This is a genomic window from Streptomyces stelliscabiei (assembly GCF_014873495.1).
In the GTDB taxonomy this organism is placed as follows: Bacteria; Actinomycetota; Actinomycetes; order Streptomycetales; family Streptomycetaceae; genus Streptomyces; species Streptomyces bottropensis.
The window spans coordinates 5,387,101-5,408,894 of sequence record NZ_JADBGF010000001.1; the positions used below are offsets into that span (position 1 = coordinate 5,387,101).

The window sequence follows — 21,794 nt, forward strand, 5'->3', positions numbered from 1 at the left end:
CCCGGGCCCGATCAGGAAGGGGCCCGGGACACGCGCAGAGGGGCCCGGGGGAGCGAGCACGCCTCCCGGGCCCCGACGCGCGCGGCGGCCGTCCCGCCGGTGGCGGCTACCGGGCCACGAACTGGGTGAGGATCGCCTGGACCTCGTAGATGTCCACCCCTTTGGTGAACGTCTTCTCGATCGGTTCATGGGTGCCGGACAGCCAGATCTTCAGCTCGGCGTCGAGGTCGAAGTGCCCGGCCGTCTCGACCGCGAAGTGCGTGATGCTGCGGTACGGGACGGAGTGGTACTCCACCTTCTTGCCGGTGATCCCCTGTTTGTCGATCAGGATCAGCCGACGGTCGGTGAACAGCATGGTGTCGCGGATCAGCAGGAACGCGGCCTGCACCTGCTCCCCACGCCCCAGCAGCCGCGCGTAGTCCTGCTGGGCCTTGCCGGTGTCCACGGTGTGCGCGTTTCCGAACAGTGCCATGCCCTGAAGGACGCGCACCCGGACGTACAGGGTTGCCTTTTCGGATACACCGCGCGAATTCAGGCACCTCAGCCCGTGGAAGCGCACTTCTGGTGGGCGAATTGGGCTGATATCGTCCTGGCCCACCGAACGGGCGGGCCGTGTCTCCCGTCGACGGCAGGGCGGACAGGACGAGGGGTGCTGCGCTGTGCGAGTTCTCATGGTCGGGGCGGGTGGCGTGGGCGGGGCGGTCGTCAGGATCGCGGCCCGGCGGGGGTTCTTCGAGCGCATGGTGGTCGCCGACCACGACCCCGCGCGGGCGGAGTCGGCCGTCGCGGCCGCGGGGGAGAGCGATGGGGGCCGGTTCACGGCGGTGCGGCTGGACGCGTCGGACGCCGGGGCCGTGCGGGAGGTGCTGGCCGAACACCGCTGCGATGTCCTGCTGAACGCCACCGATCCGCGGTTCGTCCTGCCGCTGTTCGACGCGGCGCTCGCGCACGGCGCGCACTACCTCGACATGGCGATGTCCCTGTCCCGGCCGCATCCGAGCCGCCCCTACGAGGAGTGCGGCGTGAAGCTGGGCGACGCGCAGTTCGAGCGGGCCGCCGAGTGGGAGGCGGCGGGCCGGCTCGCGCTGGTCGGCATGGGGGTGGAGCCCGGCCTGTCGGACGTGTTCGCCCGCTACGCCGCCGACGAACTGTTCGACGAGGGCGGGATCGAGGAGATCGGCATCCGGGACGGCGCCGATCTGGTCGTCGACGGCTACGACTTCGCGCCCTCCTTCAGCATCTGGACGACCATCGAGGAGTGCCTGAACCCGCCGGTCGTCTACGAGGAGGGGCGCGGCTGGTTCACCACACCGCCCTTCAGTGAGCCGGAGGTGTTCGACTTCCCCGAGGGCATCGGGCCGGTGGAGTGCGTCAACGTCGAGCACGAGGAGGTGCTGCTGGTCCCCCGGTGGCTGAAGGCCGAGCGGGTCACCTTCAAGTACGGCCTGGGCGACGAGTTCATCGGCGTGCTCAAGACCCTGCACAAGCTGGGGCTCGACCGGACCGACCCGGTCACCGTCGGGACGAAGGACGGCAGGGCCGCGGTCTCCCCGCGGGACGTCGTCGCCGCCTGTCTGCCCGACCCCGCCGGACTCGGCGACCGTATGCGCGGGAAGACGTGCGCGGGCACCTGGGTCAAGGGCACCAAGGACGGGCGGCCCCGCGAGGTGTACCTCTACCACGTGGTCGACAACCAGTGGTCGATGCGGGAGTACGGCTCCCAGGCCGTGGTCTGGCAGACCGCGGTCAACCCCGTCGTCGCCCTCGAACTCCTCGCCTCCGGAGTCTGGCGTGGCAGCGGCGTCCTCGGCCCCGAAGCGCTGCCTCCCCGGCCGTTCCTCGACCTGCTGACGGAGTACGGCTCGCCGTGGGGCATGCGCGAGGACACTCCGAGCGTGCGTACATAGCGTAGAAAGTCCCTTATCTCCCTGTTGTCTGGATCACCCCCACAAGCAGCCGGAGCGAGGGACCGAGGATGACCGACGACACCGCCGACCCCGCTGACTCCGCCCGCCCGCCCGACGGACCGCCGGGCGGAGCGCCGGGCGGGCTGAAGCCCGACGCGATCGGGTTCGTCGACGCGCTCGTCATCGGGCTCAACTCCACCTCCCCGGCGTACTCGCTGGCGGCGGTCATCGGCCCGGTCGTCGCGCTGGTGGGCGTCTACGCCCCCGGCGTCATGGTCGCCTCGTTCGTGCCGATGCTGCTGATCGCGTCCGCGTTCTACTACCTCAACAAGGTCGACCAGGACTGCGGCACCACCTTCTCGTGGGTCACCCGGGCGATGGGGCCGTGGGCCGGCTGGCTCGGCGGCTGGGCCATCACGATGACCGGGGTCCTGGTCGTCGGTTCACTGGCGGACGTCGCCGTGAGCTTCGCCCTGCTCGCCTTCGGCCTCGACAGCTGGGTCGACGACGACGTCGTACGCCAGTTGCTCACGGTGCTGCTCATCCTCGTGATGACGGCCGTGTGCGTCATCGGCACCGAGGTCTCGGCCAAGGTGCAGAACGTCCTCATCCTCGCCCAGGTCGTCTGCCTGCTCGCCTTCGCGGTGGTGGCGCTCTACCGCGTCTACGCCGACACCGGCACCCTCGACTCCGTCGACCCGTCGATCACCTGGCTCGACCCCTTCGGGCCCGGCGGCGCGGCCCTCACCGGCGCCCTGCTGCTCGGCGTGTTCATCTACTGGGGCTGGGAGTCGGCGGTCAACCTCACCGAGGAGGTGGAGGACTCCGCCACCGCGCCCGGCAGGGCGGGTATCTGGTCGACGGTCATCCTGCTGGTGACGTACGTGTCGGTCGGCTACGCGGTCGTCGCCTACGCCGGAACCGCCTACCTGACCGAGAACGCCGACGACGAGGAGTACATCTTCGCGCTGCTCGCCGGGGAGGTGATGGGCGGCTGGGACTGGGTCGTGCTGCTCGCCGTCTCGACGTCCGCGCTGGCGTCGACGCAGACGACGATCATCCCGGCGTCCCGCACGGCCCTGTCCATGGCCCGCCGGCACGCGCTCCCCGCACACTTCGGGCACATCGCCCCGCGCTTCCGCACGCCCGACGTGAGCACCTGGTGGGTCGCCGCCATCGCCATCGCCTGGTACGTCGTCGTCAACGAGATCAGCGAGAACGCGCTGTTCGACTCGCTCACCGCGCTGTCGCTGCTGATCGCCTTCTACTACGCGCTCACCGGCGTCGCCTGCGCCATCTACTACCGCCGCCATCTGACCGAGAGCGTCCGCCACTTCCTGCTCATCGGCCTCGGCCCGCTGGCCGGCGCCGGGCTGCTCGCCTGGCTGCTGGTCGAATCGGTCGCCGACATGTCCGACCCCGAGAACTCCTACAGCGGGGTCTCGTGGTTCGGCCTCGGTCCGCCGCTCGTCATCGGCATCGGCATCGCGCTCACGGGTGTGGTGCTCATGGTGGTGCTGCGGCTGGTGACGCCCGTCTTCTGGTCGGAGCGTCCGGGCGTGGCCGACCCCGACCTCGTCCACGGAAAGGGCGGGGAGTCCTGATGGCGATCGTTCTCGGATACGACGAGTCGCCGGGCGCCGTACGCGCGCTGCGGGTCGCCATCGAGGTGTCCGGCCGCTACGGCGAGCCCCTCGTGCTGGTGTACGGCGCGGCCGCCCCCGGCGGCAAGGGCGACGAGTACCGGACCCACCGCGAGGCCCTGCACCAGGCCGGACGCGTCGCGCTCGCCCACGCCGTCACGGCGGCGGACGAGGCCGGCGTCCCGACCACCGTCGAGATCATCGACCAGAAACCGGCGCTCGCGCTGATCGACGCCGCCACGCGCCATTGGGCACGGCTGATCGTGGTCGGCACCTGGGGCGAGAGTCCGATGCGCGGGGCCCTGCTGGGCTCGACCCCGCACAAGCTGCTGCATCTGTCGCGCTTCCCCGTCCTGTGCGTGCCCACCGAGGAATGACGTGGTGAGGCCGGCGCGGCGCGCGCGGGACGGGCGGGCGATCGGCTCCCCTACTGCTCGGGCGCGCCGCCGAAGCGCTCCTTGTACGCCTCCAGGTCGTCCTCCGTCAGCTTCGCGAAGAGCACCGGGGGGACGGTGAAGGGCGTACCGGCCGGGACGAAGTCGAGGGACCTGGCCTCCTCCGCCGTCACCCAGACGGCCGAGTCGTCCTTCAGGGCGAAGGCGGCGCGCATGACGGCCGAGGACGCCGGGATGAAGGGCTCGGAGACCACCGAGTAGAGGTGGATCAGGTTCATCGCGGTACGCAGGGTGAGGGCCGCGGCCTCCTGGTCGGTCTTGATCTCCAGCCAGGGGGCCTTCTCCTCCAGGTAGGAGTTGCCCGCCGACCACAGGGCGCGCAGCGCCGCCGCCGCCTTGCGGAACTGCAGGGCCTCCATCTGCGCCTCGTACTCGGCGAGCAGACGGGCGATCTCCTCGCCGAGGCGGGTCTCCGCCTCTCCGGCCGCCGCGCCCGCCGGGACCTCGTCGCCGAAGCGCTTCCTGGAGAAGGACAGGACGCGGTTGACGAAGTTGCCGAGGGTGTCGGCGAGGTCCTTGTTGACCGTGGCGGTGAAGTGCTCCCAGGTGAAGGAGGAGTCGTCCGACTCGGGGGCGTTGGCGATGAGGAAGTAGCGCCAGTAGTCCGCCGGGAGGATCTCCAGGGCCTGGTCGGTGAAGACGCCGCGCTTCTGCGAGGTGGAGAACTTGCCGCCGTAGTACGTCAGCCAGTTGAAGGACTTGACGTAGTCGACCTTCTTCCACGGCTCGCGGATGCCCAGCTCGGTGGCCGGGAACATCACCGTGTGGAAGGGGACGTTGTCCTTCGCCATGAACTGCGTGTAGCGCACGGGGTGGTCGTCGGCGTCGGCCTCGTACCACCAGGACTTCCAGTCGCGGTTCTCGCCGTCCGGGGCGGCGTCCGACCACTCCTTCGTCGCGCCGATGTACTCGATCGGGGCGTCGAACCAGACGTAGAAGACCTTGCCCTCCGCCGCCAGCTCCGGCCAGGTGTCGGCCGGGACCGGGACGCCCCAGTCCAGGTCACGGGTGATGGCGCGGTCGTGCAGGCCCTCGTTCAGCCACTTGCGGGCGATGGAGGACGACAGGTGCGGCCACTCCTCCTCGTGGGCCGCCACCCAGGCCTCGACCTCGTGCTGCAGCTTGGACTGCAGGAGGAAGAGGTGCTTGGTCTCGCGGACCTCCAGGTCGGTGGAGCCGGAGATGGCGCTGCGCGGGTCGATCAGATCGGTCGGGTCCAGCACGCGGGTGCAGTTCTCGCACTGGTCGCCGCGGGCCTTGTCGTAGCCGCAGTGCGGGCAGGTGCCCTCGACGTAGCGGTCCGGGAGGAAGCGGCCGTCGGCGGGCGAGTACACCTGGCGGATGGCCCGCTCCTCGATGAACCCGTTCTCCTTCAGGCGGCGGGCGAAGTGCTGGGTGATCTCGACGTTCTGCGGGGAGGAGCTCCGGCCGAAGTAGTCGAACGCGAGCGCGAAGCCGTCGTAGACGGCCTTCTGCGCGTCGTGCGCCTGCGTGCAGAACTCGTCGACCGGCAGGCCCCGCTCCTTCGCGGCCAGCTCGGCCGGGGTGCCGTGCTCGTCCGTCGCGCAGATGTAGAGCACGTCGTGGCCGCGCTGGCGGAGGTAGCGGGCGTACACGTCCGCCGGGAGCATGGACCCCACCATGTTGCCCAGGTGCTTGATCCCGTTGATGTACGGAAGGGCGCTGGTGATGAGGTGTCGAGCCATCGGGGGCTGCTCCCAGGTCGGTTCTCTGACTGCTTCGCGAACCTTGAAATCGTAGCCGACACGGGTGTGCCGCCCGCCTCCCGTTTTAGGGGATGAGAAGCGGGCGGCACGGTGGGACGGGGGCCGGGCTACGGGCGCCAGGCGGCCAGGATGCCCTCGTAGACCTCGGCGTCCGTGAGTTCGCGCGGGGTCTCGCCTGCCAGGAAGTGGGACGTGGTGGACGTCTTCAGCTTGCGGAGGTAGTCGAAGGCCTTGTTCTCCGGGTCGCCGAACGCGACGAACGCGAAGTGGACGGCGGGGTGGTTCCCGGCCGCGTCCGCGAGCGCCTGGTTCGCCGGGGTCTTGGCGTCCGGGGCGCCGTCGGTCTGGAAGACGACGAGGGCGGGGGTGCCGGGGGCCGCCTTCCGGTGCTGGGCGAGGACTTCCTCGACGGCCACGTGGTAGCTGGTACGGCCCATGCGGCCGAGGCCGGCGTGCAGGTCGTCGACCTTGTTCTCGTACGCGTCGAGGGTCAGCTCGCCGGTGCCGTCCAGCTCGGTGGAGAAGAAGACGACCGGGACGGCGGTCTTCTCGGGGTCGAGGTGGGCGGCGAGGGCGAGGGTCTGCTCGCCGAGGGCCTGGGCGGAGCCGTCCTTGTAGTAGCCGCGCATCGAGGCGGACCTGTCCAGCACGAGGTACACCTTGGCGCGGGCGTCCTTGAGGTCCTGCTTGGCGAGTACGGTCCCGGCGGCGTCGTAGGCGGTGCGCAGGCCGGCCGGCACGGGGGCGGCTCCGCCCGGGGTGGCCGCCGACCCGGCCTCGGCTTCGCCATCGGCCGAGCCCGTTCTCCCACCCGCACCACCCGTGCCGCTTTCGTCGTCGGCCGCGGGTGCCACCTGCGGGGCGACCTCGCCGTCGGCGACCGCGGGCTCGGGGGCGGGTTCGGGGGCGGGTTCGGGCTGGGGTGCGGCCTCGGTTTCGGCTTCCGGGGCGGGCGCGGCTTCGGGCTCCGAGGCGGGCTCGGGCACGGAGGCGGCAACCGGCTCCGGCGCGGTTTCGGGCTCGGGTGCGGCTTCCGGTTCCGGCGCGGCTTCGGGCTCGGCGGCGGCGACCGACTCCGGGGAGGCCTCGTCTTCCTTCGCGGGTTCCGGCTCGGGTGCGGCCTCGACGGTGGCCTCGGCCTCGGCCTCGGGCGTGGCCTCAGGCTCGGTGGCGGCTTCGGGCTTGGCCGAGGCTTCTGCCTGCGGCTCGGTCTCGGCTTCGATGACGGGCTCGGACTCGGCCTCGGGCGCCGCCTCGGCCACGGGTGCGTCGGCGGGCTCGGCCACGGGTTCCGCGACGACCGGCTCGGCTTCGGCGATCGGCTGCGGGGCGGCGGCCTCGGCCCCCGCCTCCGGCTCGGTCTCGGAGTCGGCAGGGGCCTCGGCTGCCGTCTCGGCGGCGGGCTCGGCCTCGGCAACGACCTCAGCCGTCGGCTCGGGCTCGGCTTCGGCGACTGCCTCCGGCGCGGCTGCCGACTCGGACTCGGGCTCGGCCTCGGCAACGGCCTCGGCTTCCACCTCGGCGGCCGGCTCGGCCTGAGCCGCCGACTCGGGCTCGGCCTCGGTCACCGCGTCCGGCTGGCCCGCCGACCCGGTCTCGGTCTCGGCCTCAGCCACGACCGCAGCCTCCGCGTCGGCGGCCGGGGCCTCGGACGCAGCCACGGCCTCCACCTCGTCCGCCGCGGCCTCTACCGCAGCCACAGGCTCGGCCTCGGCCACCGGCTCCGGCGCGGCCTCCACCTCGGCGGCAGCCTTCACCTCCGGCTCAGCGGCCGCTTCCGGCTCGACGGGCAGGGCAGTCGGCTCGGGCTCGGCGGCAGCCGTCATCTCGGGCTCGGCCTCGGCGGCCGGCGCCGCCTCCGCCTCGGCCTCGGCGGCCGGCGTCGGCTCGGCTTCCGGGGTCTTCGCCTCGGGAGCCGCCACCGTGTCCGCGGCCGGAGTCTTCGCCTCGGTCTCCGTGGGCGCGTCCTTCGCCTCGGCCTCCGTGGTCGACGCGGGGGTCTCCTCGGCCTCGCTCTCGCCGCCCCGCGGCTTCGGCACCGTGACGTTGTCGAAGGCCGCGGAGACGAGGTCGTCGGCGACGGAGGTGGGCGGCGTAGGCGCCGCGGGCTCGGGCTCGGCAGCCTGGGCCGGAACCCTCGGCTCGGCCGGCGCGGAGCCGTCGGTCGACTCCGGCGAGGAAACCCGCTCCGCCTCCTGCGAAGAATCCGTGTCGCGCCCCTTGCGTGAGCGACTGAACGCATTCCGCAGAAGAGAGAGAATGCCCATGTGCGCAACCCTTCGGGTGAGTTGAAGCCGTCAATCCCTGGCCAGGACGGACACGTAAGGTTAGCGGCCGGGCGTGGCGATCTTGGGGTGGGGCGGGGGGCTTTCACTATCCCCGCCACCCCGCGCTGTCAACACCGCCTGGACCGCCGCAGGTTCACCCCTTGTTCATCTCGCGTCCCCGTGCTCGAACGCACGCCCCCCTAGCGTCGCGCTCACACCAAAAATGTACAAAGAGCATCGAGGAGCGCGCTGTGCGCAAGCTGCTGCCCATGATCGGCTCGCATCCCGGCGGCCGTTCCGCCCTGACCTGCCGGTTCCGCTGTGGGGACGCCTGCTTCCACGAGGTACCGAACACCAGTGCCAACGCCTACGTGGGTGACGTCATCGCGAGCGCGCTGAGCCGCCGCTCGGTGATGCGAGCCGCCGCCGTCGTCTCCGTGGCCGGCGCTGCCGGTACGGCCGTCACGCTCGGCACCGCCGCGCCCGCCGCCGCGGCCACGACGGCGGAGTCCGCCGAGGCCGCCAGGAGCGCGGCGGCCAGGAGCAAGAACAAGGCCGCCCGCGGTCTGCGGTTCACCGCCGTCGAGCCGAACACCGCCGACACCGTGACCGTCCCCGAGGGGTACGAGCAGAACGTCGTCATCCGCTGGGGTGAGCCCATCCTGCGCGGCGCCCCCGCCTTCGACCCCGAGAACCAGACGGCCAAGGCCCAGGCGGGGCAGTTCGGCTACAACAACGACTTCCTCGCACTGCTCCCGCTCCAGGGCGAGCGCGACCGCAAGCTGCTCGTCGCGAACCACGAGTACACCGACGAGATCCTGATGTTCCGCGGCTACGACGCCGCCAACCCGACCCGTGACCAGGTCGAGGTCGCCTGGGCCGCCCACGGTCTGTCGGCCGTCGTCGTCGAGGAGAACCGGCGCACCGGCAGGCTCACCGCAGTGCCCCGCCACCAGCTCAACCGGCGGGTCACCGCCACCACCGAGTTCCGGCTGACCGGCCCCGCCGCCGGGTCCGACCTGCTCAAGACCTCCGCCGACCCGACCGGCCGCAAGGTCCTCGGCACCCTCAACAACTGCTCCGGCGGCACGACCCCCTGGGGCACCACGCTGCACGGCGAGGAGAACTTCAACCAGTACTTCGCCAACAGCAGCCGTCCGACCGACAAGCGGTACGGCGTCGGCACCGGTGCCACCGAGCGCAAGTGGGAGCGGTTCGACAAGCGGTTCGACGTCGCCCAGGAGCCGAACGAGGTGCACCGCTTCGGGTACGTCGTCGAGTTCGACCCCTACGACCCGTCCTCCACACCCCGCAAGCACACCGCGCTCGGGCGGTTCAAGCACGAGGCCGCCACCATCCGGCTGACCTCGGACGGGCGTCCGGTCGTCTACTCCGGTGACGACGAGCGCTTCGACTACTTCTACAAGTTCGTCAGCGGCAAGCGGATGAAGAAGGGGTCGAGCCGCTCCGTCCGCGAGCACAACCTCTCCCTGCTGGACGAGGGCACGCTCTACGTCGCCCGGCTCACCGGCGACTCGCCGGCCATCGAGATCGACGGCACGGGCAAGCTGCCGGCCGACGGCGAGTTCGACGGCGCCGGTGAGTGGATCCCGCTGGCCACCGCCACCGCCAAGGGCGCCGTCTCGCACGTGGACGGGATGACGGCCGACGAGGTGTTCGTCTTCACCCGGCTCGCGGGCGACAAGGTCGGCGCCACGAAGATGGACCGTCCCGAGGACATCGAGCCCAACCCGGTCACCGGCAAGGTCTACGTCGCCCTCACCAACAACTCCAACCGCGGTGTCGGCTCCAACGCCAAGGCGGACGAGGCCAACCCGCGCAACGCCAACAAGCACGGCCAGGTCCTGGAACTCACCGAGCACCGCAACCTGCCCGAGAGCACGACGTTCGGCTGGCTGCTGTTCCTCGTCGCGGGCGACCCCGAGGACCCGGCGACCTACTTCGCCGGTTTCCCGAAGGAGCACGTCAGCCCGATCTCCTGCCCGGACAACGTCGCCTTCGACCCGCACGGCAACCTGTGGATCTCCACCGACGGCTCGCAGCTCGGCTCGCACGACGGTCTGTTCGGTGTCGCCACGCGCGGCAAGCGGCGCGGTGAGCTGAAGCAGTTCCTGACGGTCCCGAGCGGCGCCGAGACCTGCGGCCCGATCATCCAGGACCGCCGCGTCCTGGTCGCCGTCCAGCACCCGGGCGAGCTGGACGGGGCCACCGTCGAGAAGCCGAAGAGCACCTGGCCCGACGGCCCGGGCACCTACGTCCGCCCGGCGGTCGTCGCGGTGTGGCGCGCGGACGGCAGCGACATCGGCGTCTGATCCCGTACGTACACAGGCACGTACGGGCACACGCGCATGCGGGCCGTCCTCCTGTCGGGGAGGACGGCCCGCATGTCTTTCGGTGCCGCGTGGTTCAGGGAGCCAGGCAGCTGACGCCCGGGAGGCCCGCCGGGTCCACGAGGGCGGCCGGGTCGGCGAGCACGGCCGGGTCGACCAGCTCCGTCACGCCGGCCGGGGTCTCGGTGACGCAGGTGACGGTGGCGACGGGGTCCGGGATCGCCTGGGCGGCGGGGGCCGCGGCGCCGGCGAGGGCGAGGGTTCCGAGCAGGACGGTCGCGGTGCGACGCATGAAAAATCCCCTTATAGGTAGGGCGGTTGAACCGGATTGATCATGTCTGCTTTTCGGCTGCGTATTCGCCCTCAGTCACCCGTGCGGGGATGACGTAACGATTCGGCGCCCTGCACCCGGTTGACCTGCTCAGAGGGGCGAGGTGATCGCCCGCGCCGCCGCCACCTCCTGGCGCAGCGGCTCCAGCACGCTCCCGGGCGGTCCGCTGAGGTCGGAGCGCACCTCGTAGAGGGTCTCCGTCCTGCGCAGCCCGTCCGACAGCTCCCGCAGCTGCAGCGCGACCTGGTCGACCTCGGCGGCGGACGGCGGCTGCGCGCCCTGCTTGATCCGGACCCGCGCGGCCGTCGTCGCGTCGACGATCCGCTCGGCCGCCACGACCAACGGCCACCAGGCGGCCGCCCGCCGGCCGATGGGTGGCGGTTCGGTCAGGGCCCGCTGGAACTCCGTACGGATGGCGGACAGGTCCCGGTACAGACGGCGGCGCATCCGGGTCCGGTCGGCGGGGTCGGCCGGCTCCGCACCGAAGGCCGCCTCGACGTACGCGGCCGTGTCGGCGACGGCGTCCGCGAGGCGGGCGCCGACCCGGGCGTGCCAGCTCTCCGGCCAGAGCAGATAGCCGGCGACCAGCGCGATCGCACAGCCCATGAGGGAGTCGACGAGACGCGGCACCAGCAGACCCGTGCCCTGGTGGTTGAGGACGTCGGACAGGAGCAGGATCACCGGGGTGATGGCGGCCGTCTGGTAGCCGTAGCCCCGGGGGGTGAACACCGGGATGAGCGGCGCGAGCAGCAGCATCACCGGCACGTCCCACCAGCCGCGCGGCACCTCCGCGAGGATCCCGGCCGCGACCACCAGCCCCACGACCGTGCCGAGCGCGCGCAGCAGCGCCCGCGAGAACACCGACCCGAAGTCCGGCTTCAGGACGAACGTGATGGTCAGCGCCACCCAGTACGAGCGCGGTACGGGCACGAGCGACACCAGGGCCTGCGCGATGCCGATGCACAGGGCGAGCCGCAGGCCGTAGCGCCAGGAGGCGCCGGACAGGGCGACGTTGCGGGCGACCCGGGCGGCGCGCACGCCCAGCGGGGCGGGGCCCCCGGACCGGTCGCCGGCCTTCCGCAGCGCGTCCGGCGACTTCTCGGTGGCGACGTCGGCGGCGTGCCGCAGCGCCTGGTCGACGGCCCGCCCGATCTCGCTGCGGGGCTCCGGCAGTCGCAGCCCCAGCGGCCCCGAGTACCCCGTCTCGACGGCCTCCGCGAGATGCCGTACGGCCACCGGGATCTCGGCGGGCAGCGGGCGGCCGGACAGCCGTACCGCGGGGGCGGCCTCCACCAGCGGGGTGACGGCGTTCAACTGGGCCAGCAGCCGCACCAGTTCGGGGCTGCGGCCGTGGTGCCGGGCGCGGCGGGCGAGGACCAGGTCGTAGGACTGGTTGAGGGACTGGGTGACGATGTGCCGGGCCGCGTCGTAGGCGTCCGTGTGGCCGGCGGGGTCGTCGGCGGTGGTCGTGGCGAGCAGGTCGGCGACCTTGCGGTAGGTGTCCGCGACGGCGTCCCGTTCCGGTACGCCCGCCCTGAGCGGCCAGGCGAACAGGGCCAGGGCGAGGACGAGGAGACCGCCGCCGGTCATCAGCACCGGGGCGAGCCACCACTGGCCCGGCATCGGCAGGCCCGCGCCCACCACCGAGTTGAGGAGCAGGAGCAGTCCCGAGACGGAGGCCACGGCGCCGATCGACGAGATCATCCCGGAGACGAGCGCGGCCAGCGTGAGCGCCGCGACGGTGACCCAGCCCTGCCCGTACACCAGCGAGCCGAGCGTGATGCCGACGGCGGCGAACAGCTGGGGGACCGCGATGTTGAGCAGCCGCATCCGGTACGCGGCGGCCGTGTCGCTGATGACGCCCGAGAGGGCGCCCATGGACGCGAGCGCGCCGTACTCGGGCCGGCCGGCGGCCAGGCCGAGCACGAGCGGCAGCGTCAGCGCGATGGCCGCGCGGGCGACGGCCGGCCGGTTGACCGGGGTCGGCTGCGGCTGGAGGTTCCGCACCAGCCAGTCGGGCGGGGCGAGGCCGATGGGGAACGGGCGGGACATGCGCCCATTATGACCGGGGGGTTTCGGGGATTCCGGGGAGCCTGTGTGCCCGTTGGTTCACGCGCGGCGGTGCAGGTCGAGGTCGACGGTGACGGCGTTGTGGTCGGTGCCCGCCAGCTCGACGAAGCGGACCTCGCGGGCGGAGAAGTCCTCGCGCGAGACGAGGACGTGGTCGATCTGGGCGCCGAACCTCGGGGTCGTGGCGGAGGGCCAGGTCGGTCCGCGGTCCTGCCCGGTCAGCCGGGCCGCGTCGTTCAGGCCGGTGTCGAGGATGGCGCGGAAGGCCGCGTGGTCCTGGGAGGCGTTGAAGTCGCCGGCCAGGATGGTCGGCGTGCGGGTGTCCTTCGCCGCATACGCCCGCAGCGCGTCGAGCTCCTGCCGCCAGGTGTCCAGCGTTCCCGGGAGCGGCGGCATGGGGTGCGCCAGCTGCAGCCGTACGGGACGGCCCTCGATGTCGGCGACGGCGGCGGGCATGCCCATCGAGCCGGGGATCGGGTCGGCGGGCTTCAGGGGGTAGCGGCTGAGGATGACGGAGCCGGTGGAGCCGTAGCCCTCGACGGACCGGCGGTGGGGGTAGAGCGGTTTCTTTCCGCTCAGGTCCCCGAGGGTGTCGCGGAGTCTGGCCGAGCAGGTGACCTCGCACTCCTCGACGAAGACGATGTCGGGGCGGTCGCGGTGTACGGCCCTGACGAGGGCGTCGGTGGCGTGGCCGAACTGCACGTTCGACGTCATCACGCGTATCTCGGCGAGCACCGGGCCGGTCGGCTCGGTCGCCTTTCCGTACGGCTCGATGTACCAGGCGAGCGTGCCGAGGATGACGACGCCCCAGGTCAGGCCGGTCCACCAGCGGGCGACGAGGGAGAGGAGGAGGGCGAGGGCGGTGGGGGCGAGGAGCCAGGGGAGGAACGCGAGGAGCTGGGGGACCGGGGTGAAGGCGTCCACGTCGGCCGCACGCGAGGCGACGACGAGGGTGACGCCGAGGAGGAGCAGGGCGGCGAGGGCGGCCTTGCCGCGGTGCCGCTTGCGTGGGGGTGGGGGCGGGGTTGCTTCCGGTGCCGGGTCCGGCATCGGCTCCGGCCGCTCGATGGTCGCGCTCTCCACGGGCCGGTGCCTCTCGTTCTTGTTGCGGGGTCCTCTTTAGGACGGGTGGGGCGGGGAGAAGGTTGCGTAGTCGGGTGCGGTCCGGTGGGGCTTCTCGCGCAGTGCCCCGCGCCCCTGGAAAGACAGGGGGTGCGGGGTCGGGGTCGCGTGGTGGGGTGCGGGTTCGGTGGGGGTTCTCGCGCAGTTCCCCGCGCCCCTTTGAGGCCGGGCCCTGCGGGTCTGGAAGGCGGGGCCTGGCAGTGACCGTTCTGCGGGTCTGAAAAGCACGGGGCGTAGCCCGTGCTTTTCAGGGGCGCGGGGAACTGCGCGATCAGCCCCCACCGGGCCCGCGGTCGGGCGTGGGTGGGGTCACATGCGGGAGTGGGAGTCCGGGGAGGTCGCCAGGGACCAGATCACGAACACCGCGGCGCCGATGCAGATGAGTGACCAGATCGGCGCGTAGGGCAGGAACATGAAGTACTCGATGGCGAACAGGGACGTCAGGGCGATCCCCGCCGCACGGGCCCAGCCACGGCCCTGCATGACGCCCCAGCCGGTAGCCAGGACGGCGAGTCCGAGCACCAGGTGGATCCAGCCCCACGTGGTGAGGCTGAACTTGAAGACGTAGTCACCGATGTTCGTGTAGACGTCGTCCGTGGCGATCCCCGCGATGCCGTTGAGGATGCTCATGACGCCGATGGCCATCATCAGGACACCGGCGAAGACCATCCCGCCGTGGGCCCACTCCGAGCGGGCGTCCCGGTGGCGCGCCGACGTCTCCTGCGACGTCGGGTTCGAACGCGGTGCGGTGCTGTGCTGGGCCATGAGGGCCTCCTCCGACGGATGGACAGCTCACCCGCATGCTCACGCGGCGGGGGTGGCGCCGCATGTGGTGTAGGCCGAACGGGTGAATCACAGCCCCGGGGGCCGGCCTCGGTCCAGCCGTGCCAGGAAGCCCTCCAGCGCCTCGTCGAACGCGTCCGGTCGCTCCAGGTTCGGCAGGTGGGCGGCGCCCTCGACGACGTGGAGGGTGGAGTCGGGCAGGGCGGCGTGCATGGCCTCGGCGTCGGAGACGGGGGTGTACTCGTCGTCGGCGCCCACGACGACCAGGGCGGGCACGGCGACCCGGGTGAGCAGATCCCGGTAGTCGGGGCGCTCGGCGCGGCCGCGCAGGGCCGCCGCCGCGCCCACCGGGTCGGTGGCCGTCATCATGCGGCGCACCTGGGCCGCGACCTCCGCGTCCGCGTACGGCGCGACCATCTTGAACAGCACCTCGTCGGCGTACCCCGCCATGCCCTCGCGCAGCAGCCGGTCGGCCATGGCGTTCCGGTCGCGCCGGCCCTCGGGCGTCTCGGCGGCGGGGAAGGTGTCCGCGAGGAGGAGTCCACGGACGCGGTGCGGGTACTGGCGGTAGCACTCCATCGCGATCTGGCCGCCCATGGAGAGGCCGCCGAGGACGAACTCGGAGATCCCGAGGTCGTCGAGGAGGGCGGCGATGTCCTCGGCGAACGTGGACAGCGGGGTGACGCCCGGGACCACGGGGGAGGCGCCGTAGCCGCGCAGGTCGGGGGCGACGACGCGGCGGGAGGCGGCGAACCGGGTGATCTGGGGGTGCCACATCGTGCGGTCGAAGGGATGGCCGTGGATCAGGACGAGAGGGAGGGGGCGGGACGGGCCCGCTTCCCCTTTGTCCTCGTATGCGAGGAAGGCGGTCATGGACACGACCCTAGGGGCGCCCGACTGGTCGGTGCAATAAGATCTTTGCCCTCGGTGCAATGTGAAGAGGCCGGGAGAGGACGAGCGGGAGGCGGGGAACGGTCGTGGCCGACTACCGGCGTATCGCCGATCGCATCGCGGACGACATCGCCACCGGACGGCTGCGGCCCGGTGACCGGCTGCCGCCGCAGCGGGTGTTCGCGCGGCGGCGGGGCATCGCCGGGTCGACCGCCGGGCGGGTGTACGCGGAGTTGGTGCGGCGCGGGCTGGTGGTGGGCGAGGTCGGACGCGGGACGTTCGTACGGGCGGCGCCGACCGGGCCGGCCGGGAGGGCGCTGGCGGAGCCGGTCGGCACCGCTCCCGTGAACCTGGAGCTGAACTACCCCTCCGCGCCCGGCCAGTCGGAACTGCTGGCCGCAGGGATCGCGCCGCTGCTGCGCCCCGACGTGCTGACGGACGCGCTGCGCACGGCCCCGGCGACCGGGACGGCCGCCGCGCGCGAGGCCGCCGCCGGGCTGCTCGCCACGGCCGGCTGGCGCCCGGCCCCGGACCGCTTCCTCTTCACCGGCAACGCCCGCCAGGCCATCGCCGCCGCCCTCGCCCTCCTGGTACGGCCCGGGGGCCGTGTCGGCGTCGAGGCGCTCACGTATCCGCTGGTCAAGGAGATCGCCGGGCGGCTGGGGGTGACCCTGGTGCCGCTCGCGACGGACGAGGAGGGCGTGCGGCCGGAGGCCGTGGCCGCCGCGCATCGGTCGGCGCCGCTGTCGGCGGTGTACGCGCAGCCGACGCTCCACAATCCCACCTCCGTGACGGCGGGAGACGTACGGCGGGCTCAACTGGCGCGTGTAGTACGGGAGTTGGACCTGCCGGTGATCGAGGACCGGATCTGGTCCTTCCTCGTGGACGGTGACCTCGGCGCGGGGGCGCCGGTGCCGCCGCCGCTGGCCGCGTACGCGCCGGAGCGGGTGTTCGTCGTCGACGGGCTGTCCAAGCGGGTGGCGCCGGGGCTGACGGTCGGGTTCCTGGTGGTGCCGGAGGGGCGGGCCGAGGGGGCGGCGGAGGCCTTGCGCTCGGGGGGTTGGGCGGCGGGACGGTTCGCGCTGGAGGCGGGGGTGCGGTGGATCGCGGACGGCACCGTCGGACGGCTGGTCGCGGCGAAGCGGGCGGACGCGGCGGCGCGGCAGCGGCTGGTCGCCGAGCATCTCGCGGGGTTCGCCGTGCGGGGCGATCCGCGGGCCTACTACGCCTGGTGGGAGTTGCCGGAGCCGTGGCGCGCCGACACGTTCCGCGCGGCGGCGGCGCAGCGGGGGGTGGCGGTGACCCCCGGATCCGCGTTCGCCGTCCCCTTGGTGGGGGCCGGCCGGCGGGCCGGGGAGGCGGTGCGGGCCACACCCGTGGTTCCCGCGTCCGACTGCGTCAGGCTCGGACTCGCGTCGGTTTCTCCGCCGGAGCTGGCGGGGGCGCTGCGGACGCTCGCCGCAGTCGTACGAGATATCCCGTGAGCCAGGCGGTCGCGGCCACGGTGGTGCCGAGGCCCAGCAGGCCCCAGGTGACGCTGCGGAGGGTGGCGGTCAGGGCGTCGTAGACGGCGCCGGCGGCCGCGGGGGAGACGTCCGGGGGCAGGTCGGCCAGGGTGAGATGGCGGCCGAGGGCGACGGCGACGCCGAGCAGCGCCCCGCCGAGAGCCGTGCCGAGGCCCGTCGCGCAGACGGCCCGGCGGCGTTGTGTCGCGACGAGGATGCCCCCGGCGGCCAGCGCGAGCGCGCCGACCGGGAGCCAGAACGCGGCGATTTCGAGCACGCGATATCCCTTCCGAAGCTGAACCAGTTCCGTGGCCGACACCACCTCGACCTCGGTGTGCGCGACCGGGATGCGATGGGCGAACGGCACGTGGTCGCGGACGAGTTGACGCTTGACGCGTTCGCCGATCGGCGCGAGGTCGAGCGTCACCGGCCGGGTCCCGGCGCCCGTGCCCCCGCCGTACGCGCCCTCCTCGCGCACCGCCGTCAGCACCGCGTCGTGCGCCGCCAGGTTCGTCAGGTGCCAGGCCGTGCGGAACGCCTCCGTCCGGGTGAAGGAGTGTGCCGCGTCGTAGGTGAAGTCCCGCACCGGTCCCCGCAGTCGTGGCCCCACCCGCACCTCGCGCAGGATCCCGGTGGCGACCGCGTCCGCGAGCGCCTCCTGGACGGCGGGGTCGGTGGCCAGCGGTGCCATGACGGCCTCGTACCGGGTGCGGTCCGCGATCTCGTACGTCGCCCACGCCGCGAGCGCGCCCACCGGCGCGAGCAGGCAGGCGAGCACGGTCAGCGCGGCCGACAGGGTGCCGCGGGCACGGGGGGACACACCTCCAGGCAAGACCCCCGCCCGGCAGCGCGCGAGCGCTCCCGCCCGGGGTGACTGCGAATGGCCCCGCAGGACAAGCCGAACGGGGCCACCGGGCCCGGTGCTCCGGTGGAGCGCTCACCCGAACGGGTGTTACCTGGGAGGGAGGTGACAGGGGGTGGCGAGGGGGTGCTGAGGAGGCCGAGCATGCGTGGTAATTCGGGTACGTCGGTCCTGCGGGGCCTCGTCGCGGCCGGGATCACGGGTGGTGTGCTGACGGTGACGGCGCTCGGGACGGCGTCCGCGGCGGTGGACCGCGCGGCGGACCGCCCCCACGGGGACCACGAGGGTTCCGTCCGCGGCACGATCGTCGCCCGCGGCGATCTGAACCTCCGTGAACAGCCGACCACGCACTCCCGCGTCGTCGGCTTCCTCGCGCCCGGCGGCCAGACCCGCGTCGATTGCGTGGTGCGTGGCCAGAAGGTGTTCGGCGACCGGGACTGGTACTGGCTCGCGGACGCCCGCGGCTGGGCGAGCGCCGTGTACGTCGACACCCACGGCCGGTCCGTCCCCACGTGCACGGACCCGTGCCCGCGCTGGAAGGAATGCGATCCCTGCCAGGACGGGCACGGGCACGAAGACCGGAACGGGTCCGTCTCGTTCACCTGGACCTTCACGGCCTCCGGCACCTGGGAGTGGACGGAGGACTGAGGACCGCACGGGCGGACCGGGCGGCCACCGGCTCACCGCAGCCGGTGGCCGGCCGCGTCCTCGTGCGTGTAGTAGCGGTAGAAGTTCACCGCGAGGAATCCCGCCGCGACGGCGAGGGACATGCCCACCGACCGCAGCACGGAGTGCTGGGACGCCTGGCTGTACAGGAACCCGAACGCGCAGCCCGCGAAGGCGGCCCAGAGAGCGGCGTGCAGTTCGCGGCGCAGCCGGGGGGCCACGGCCAGCACGGCCATGTGGAGCGCCGCGAACACGAACGCGACGACGAGGCCGAAGAGGACGTTCCAGCCGGTGATGGGGCCGGCGTCACGGGTCAGGGCCGCGGCCCAGTAGCCGTAGACGAGGCCGAGGGCCACGGGCACGAGCCGGTTCGCGAGCACGTGCGTGCGCTCGCTGAACACATCGGGCGTGGCCGGCGCCGCCGACCTGCCCGCAGCCGAGGGCCTGCCCGGAATCACCGGCCGGCCCGGAGTGGGTGCCGCTTGCGCCATGGGAGCACTCCTCTCTTCCCGCCCCCGCGCCTGTCCGCCCCGACTACCAGAGCACACCTGGGAGCACCCCGTGGCAAGTCGGACGACGCGAGGACTGTGCCGGGGCGGGGGCAGGGGCGGGGACGGGCGAAGGGGCGGGGGCGCCGCCGACGCCTCGGGGCGGGTGGTCGGGATGCGTCGGGCGTGGGCGCGTGTTTCGCTGTGGGGCATGCGGATGCGGATGCCGGGGCCGCGTGTGCGTCGGGAGCCGGACCCCTTCGAGCGGCGGCTGCCGCTGCGGGTCCGCGGGCACGACATCACCTGGCTCCCGCCGTTGGTGCTGCTGCTCGCCGTGCCGACGCTCGACTGGTTCACCGGCGGCGATTTCCGGGTCATCTCCTGGCTGGTGCTCGTACCTGGCCTGGCCGCCGCGGTCTGCGGGCTGTGGACGACGGCCCTGTTCGCCGCGCTCGCGATGCTCATGTACGTCGTCGGCGACAACTCCTGGCCGCACCAGTACCGCACCGGCCTGCCCGACTTCGTCCTGGTCGCCCTCGGCGGAATCCTCTCGGTGGTCGCCTGCGCGGTACGGCTGCGCGGGCAGGAGAGGATGCTGCACATGCGGGCCGTCGTCGACACCACCCGCCGTATCCTGCTGCGCCAGCTGCCACCGGACGTCGGCGGCCTGGACCACGCGGAGATCTACCTCGCCGCCGACAGCCAGGCCCGCGTGGGCGGCGACTTCTACGACATCCAGCCCAGCCCGTACGGCACGCGCGTCGTCGTCGGCGACGTCCAGGGCAAGGGGCTCGCGGCGGTGGAGGCGGCGTCCGTGCTGCTCGGCACGTTCCGCGAGGCCGCCTACTGCGAGACCGACCCGGTCACCGTGGCCGAACGGCTGGAGACGCGGATGGTGCGGCACGTGCGCTACTGCGCCCACGTCGGCCGCGACGACTCCGAACGCTTCGCCACCGCCGTCCTCCTCGACTTCCCCGACCTGCGCAGCGATCGGACCGACTGGGGGCCCGACCTCACCGGGCTGGACGCGGTCACCGTGGACATCGTCAACTTCGGCCACGAACCCCCGCTCCTGGTCCGCCCCGACGGCGTGCGTTTCCTGCCGTTGCGCGACGGACTCCCGCTGGGCCTCGGCGAGCTTGCCCCGCGCACACCCCGCACGGCCACGGTCCGGCTCGCCCCGGAGGAGACATTGCTCCTGGTCACGGACGGCGTGACGGAGGCCCGCGACGGCAACGGGGAGTTCTTCCCTCTCCGCGAGTACCTCACCCGCGCCCTCGCCGCCGGGCCGCCCGCGCTCGACCCCGCTTCGCTGGTCCGGCTCGTCCGCGACGGCGTCCTCGCCCACACCGGCGGCGGCCTCGACGACGACACGACGATCTTCGCGGTGCGCCGGGCGTCGGAGCCGATGCACAGGGGGCCCGGGGCCCCGCCGTGACCGGTCCCGCCCCCCTCCTCCCCTGCCCCTTTCCCCGTTCGCACGCGCAGCGGTTACCGTGCTGACTGGCCTACGTGATCGACGGGGAGGGAACGATGCCCGGAACAGTGCTGCTGCTCGCGGCCTCGCCCATGGGCAGGGGGTGCCTCGTGGACGCGGCCTCCGTGCTCCCCGTACTGGCGGCCGTCACACCCGAGGTGCTGTCCGGCACGGGGACGGCGAACGTCGTCGAACTGGCCGATCCGCTGGAGCCGCAGGCCGTCCTCACCCGGCTGCGCGCGGCGGCGACCGCGCCGGGCCCGCTCACCGTGTACCTCACGGGACAGCTCCAACTCGACCGCAGACAGCGGCTCGTGCATCTGGCGCTGGCGCGTACGACGCCGGCGACCGTGCGGTACACGGCGTTCCCCTGGCACTGGATCGTGGAGGAACTGCGGCTGCGTGCGCCCGGATCCACGACCCTGTTCGTCGATCTGCACGCCGACGCGGAGGTGTGGCGGCAGCTGGCCGGGCAGCCGTTGTCGGCCGGGCCAGGGGTGAGCCTGTACGGGCGGATCGCACCGCCCGCGGGCGGGGTGCGGCGCGGGGTGGCCGCTCCGGGCTACATGAAGGCGCTGGCGACGATACTGCGCAGTGGGCAGCGGCCGGCGCCGGGAGCGCTGCATGAGCAGGTGCTCGCGCGGACGGGGGGCTACGGCGATCTGGTGCTGGCCCGGGACGCCACGGCGCCCGACGAGCCGGTGCCGCACGGCGAGGCCGCCCGCGCGGTCCCTCCCGTGCCTGCTCCCTTGCCTGCTCCCGTGGCCGCCCCCGCGGTCACCGACCCCCACAGCGCCATCGCCGTCGCCGTCGAGGCCGGGCGGCACTCCGAGGCCGCCGGGCTGGCCGCGCGGTGGGAGCAGGGGGCGTTGCGGGAGTTCGGGGACGGGTCGGAGGAGGTGCTGCACTGGCGGGAGGTGCGGGCGGACCTGGCGATGTTCGCGGGGGACGCGGCCGGCAGCTGCGAGGCCTGGATGGGGGTCGCGGGGGCGCGGCTCGCTGCGGGGCGGCTCGCGCGGGACCCCGTGGTCGAGGCGGCGGTCGACCGGGCGCACCACCAGTGGGGACTGGTCACGGACGCGGGACGAGCCCTCGAACTCGGTGCCGTCTTCGTGGAGTTGCGCGGCCGGGTGCCGGGGCGGCGCGCCGGGGCCCTGGAGCACGCCCGGCAGCGACTGGCCGAACTGCGCAGGCAAGAGGGCGAGTTGAGGTCGGCCCAACACGTACCCGGTTAGCCGAGCCGGTCGAT

Annotated in this window: 18 protein-coding genes; 8 read left to right on the top strand and 10 right to left on the bottom strand. The window is 73.0% G+C overall.

Annotated elements, in window-relative coordinates; all coding sequences use genetic code 11:
• Positions 1–106 precede the first annotated feature (106 nt).
• Positions 107–472, bottom strand: coding sequence for a PH domain-containing protein (locus H4687_RS23745; protein WP_046917164.1), 366 nt, complete (start codon positions 470–472; stop codon positions 107–109).
• A 187-nt stretch (positions 473–659) separates the two neighbouring features.
• On the opposite strand from H4687_RS23745, the gene H4687_RS23750 reads away from it, so the two are divergent.
• The 3 genes from H4687_RS23750 to H4687_RS23760 all read left to right on the top strand — a co-directional run bounded on the left by H4687_RS23750 (position 660) and on the right by H4687_RS23760 (position 3,927).
• A complete protein-coding gene (locus H4687_RS23750; RefSeq protein ID WP_046917163.1) occupies positions 660–1,907 on the top strand; it encodes a saccharopine dehydrogenase family protein in 1,248 nt (415 codons plus the stop codon).
• Positions 1,908–1,975: 68 nt separating this feature from the next.
• Positions 1,976–3,511, top strand: a complete 1,536-nt coding sequence (locus tag H4687_RS23755; RefSeq protein WP_078907224.1) for an APC family permease — start codon at positions 1,976–1,978, stop codon at positions 3,509–3,511.
• Positions 3,511–3,927 carry a universal stress protein gene (locus H4687_RS23760; protein WP_046917162.1) on the top strand — a complete coding sequence of 139 codons (417 nt, stop codon included), beginning with the start codon at positions 3,511–3,513 and terminating at the stop codon, positions 3,925–3,927. Before H4687_RS23755 ends, H4687_RS23760 begins: the two co-directional genes overlap by 1 nt.
• A 50-nt stretch (positions 3,928–3,977) precedes the next feature.
• On the opposite strand, the gene metG is transcribed toward H4687_RS23760, so the two are convergent.
• Together metG and H4687_RS23770 are read right to left on the bottom strand one after the other, a co-directional pair.
• Positions 3,978–5,711 (bottom strand): methionine--tRNA ligase, encoded by a 1,734-nt coding sequence (gene metG / locus H4687_RS23765; RefSeq protein ID WP_046917161.1) that lies wholly within the window; start codon positions 5,709–5,711, stop codon positions 3,978–3,980.
• Between the two features lie 128 nt (positions 5,712–5,839).
• Entirely contained in the window at positions 5,840–7,999 is a 2,160-nt protein-coding gene (locus H4687_RS23770) for a VWA domain-containing protein (protein WP_050398413.1), read from the bottom strand.
• A gap of 251 nt (positions 8,000–8,250) precedes the next feature.
• Here H4687_RS23770 and H4687_RS23775 point away from each other — a divergent pair, with 251 nt between their 5' ends.
• A complete protein-coding gene (locus H4687_RS23775) occupies positions 8,251–10,332 on the top strand; it encodes a PhoX family protein (protein WP_046919794.1) in 2,082 nt (693 codons plus the stop codon).
• Positions 10,333–10,426: 94 nt separating this feature from the next.
• On the opposite strand, the gene H4687_RS23780 is transcribed toward H4687_RS23775, so the two are convergent.
• The 5 genes from H4687_RS23780 to H4687_RS23800 form a co-directional block, all read right to left on the bottom strand.
• Positions 10,427–10,642 (bottom strand): hypothetical protein, encoded by a 216-nt coding sequence (locus H4687_RS23780; RefSeq protein ID WP_005483158.1) that lies wholly within the window; start codon positions 10,640–10,642, stop codon positions 10,427–10,429.
• Between the two features lie 129 nt (positions 10,643–10,771).
• On the bottom strand, positions 10,772–12,733 hold the full coding sequence (locus tag H4687_RS23785; protein ID WP_046919795.1) for an FUSC family protein: 1,962 nt from the start codon (positions 12,731–12,733) through the stop codon (positions 10,772–10,774).
• 57 nt (positions 12,734–12,790) lie between these two features.
• Positions 12,791–13,834: an endonuclease/exonuclease/phosphatase family protein gene (locus H4687_RS23790; RefSeq protein ID WP_050398414.1), complete on the bottom strand. Its 1,044-nt coding sequence runs from the start codon at positions 13,832–13,834 to the stop codon at positions 12,791–12,793.
• Positions 13,835–14,182: 348 nt separating this feature from the next.
• Complete coding sequence (locus H4687_RS23795) at positions 14,183–14,638, bottom strand: DUF7144 family membrane protein (protein ID WP_046920282.1); 456 nt, start codon at positions 14,636–14,638, stop codon at positions 14,183–14,185.
• Positions 14,639–14,725: 87 nt separating this feature from the next.
• Entirely contained in the window at positions 14,726–15,529 is an 804-nt protein-coding gene (locus tag H4687_RS23800; RefSeq protein ID WP_046920283.1) for an alpha/beta fold hydrolase, read from the bottom strand.
• Positions 15,530–15,633: 104 nt separating this feature from the next.
• Here H4687_RS23800 and H4687_RS23805 point away from each other — a divergent pair, with 104 nt between their 5' ends.
• Positions 15,634–17,031, top strand: a complete 1,398-nt coding sequence (locus H4687_RS23805) for an aminotransferase-like domain-containing protein (protein WP_050398415.1) — start codon at positions 15,634–15,636, stop codon at positions 17,029–17,031.
• On the opposite strand, the gene H4687_RS23810 is transcribed toward H4687_RS23805, so the two are convergent.
• Positions 16,946–17,872 (bottom strand): hypothetical protein, encoded by a 927-nt coding sequence (locus tag H4687_RS23810; protein ID WP_046920406.1) that lies wholly within the window; start codon positions 17,870–17,872, stop codon positions 16,946–16,948. The genes H4687_RS23805 and H4687_RS23810 overlap by 86 nt on opposite strands.
• Positions 17,873–18,058: 186 nt before the next feature.
• Between H4687_RS23810 and H4687_RS23815 the strand changes: the two genes are divergently transcribed.
• Positions 18,059–18,562: an SH3 domain-containing protein gene (locus H4687_RS23815; protein WP_050398416.1), complete on the top strand. Its 504-nt coding sequence runs from the start codon at positions 18,059–18,061 to the stop codon at positions 18,560–18,562.
• A gap of 32 nt (positions 18,563–18,594) precedes the next feature.
• Here H4687_RS23815 and H4687_RS23820 read toward each other — a convergent pair whose 3' ends face one another.
• Positions 18,595–19,071, bottom strand: a complete 477-nt coding sequence (locus tag H4687_RS23820) for a hypothetical protein (protein ID WP_050398417.1) — start codon at positions 19,069–19,071, stop codon at positions 18,595–18,597.
• A gap of 208 nt (positions 19,072–19,279) precedes the next feature.
• Here H4687_RS23820 and H4687_RS23825 point away from each other — a divergent pair, with 208 nt between their 5' ends.
• Both H4687_RS23825 and H4687_RS23830 read left to right on the top strand, forming a co-directional pair.
• On the top strand, positions 19,280–20,506 hold the full coding sequence (locus H4687_RS23825) for a PP2C family protein-serine/threonine phosphatase (protein WP_050398418.1): 1,227 nt from the start codon (positions 19,280–19,282) through the stop codon (positions 20,504–20,506).
• 95 nt (positions 20,507–20,601) lie between these two features.
• Positions 20,602–21,780 carry a hypothetical protein gene (locus H4687_RS23830; RefSeq protein ID WP_050398419.1) on the top strand — a complete coding sequence of 393 codons (1,179 nt, stop codon included), beginning with the start codon at positions 20,602–20,604 and terminating at the stop codon, positions 21,778–21,780.
• Positions 21,781–21,794 lie beyond the last annotated feature (14 nt).

Coding starts and splice junctions, on each gene's coding strand:
- H4687_RS23830 (WP_050398419.1), top strand. CDS start 20,602: ATGCCCGGAACAGTGCTGCTGCTCGCGGCCTCGCCCATGGGCAGGGGG.
- metG (WP_046917161.1), bottom strand. CDS start 5,711: ATGGCTCGACACCTCATCACCAGCGCCCTTCCGTACATCAACGGGATC.
- H4687_RS23795 (WP_046920282.1), bottom strand. CDS start 14,638: ATGGCCCAGCACAGCACCGCACCGCGTTCGAACCCGACGTCGCAGGAG.
- H4687_RS23760 (WP_046917162.1), top strand. CDS start 3,511: ATGGCGATCGTTCTCGGATACGACGAGTCGCCGGGCGCCGTACGCGCG.
- H4687_RS23745 (WP_046917164.1), bottom strand. CDS start 472: ATGGCACTGTTCGGAAACGCGCACACCGTGGACACCGGCAAGGCCCAG.
- H4687_RS23815 (WP_050398416.1), top strand. CDS start 18,059: ATGCGTGGTAATTCGGGTACGTCGGTCCTGCGGGGCCTCGTCGCGGCC.
- H4687_RS23820 (WP_050398417.1), bottom strand. CDS start 19,071: ATGGCGCAAGCGGCACCCACTCCGGGCCGGCCGGTGATTCCGGGCAGG.
- H4687_RS23800 (WP_046920283.1), bottom strand. CDS start 15,529: ATGACCGCCTTCCTCGCATACGAGGACAAAGGGGAAGCGGGCCCGTCC.
- H4687_RS23780 (WP_005483158.1), bottom strand. CDS start 10,642: ATGCGTCGCACCGCGACCGTCCTGCTCGGAACCCTCGCCCTCGCCGGC.
- H4687_RS23785 (WP_046919795.1), bottom strand. CDS start 12,733: ATGTCCCGCCCGTTCCCCATCGGCCTCGCCCCGCCCGACTGGCTGGTG.
- H4687_RS23770 (WP_050398413.1), bottom strand. CDS start 7,999: ATGGGCATTCTCTCTCTTCTGCGGAATGCGTTCAGTCGCTCACGCAAG.
- H4687_RS23825 (WP_050398418.1), top strand. CDS start 19,280: ATGCGGATGCGGATGCCGGGGCCGCGTGTGCGTCGGGAGCCGGACCCC.
- H4687_RS23755 (WP_078907224.1), top strand. CDS start 1,976: ATGACCGACGACACCGCCGACCCCGCTGACTCCGCCCGCCCGCCCGAC.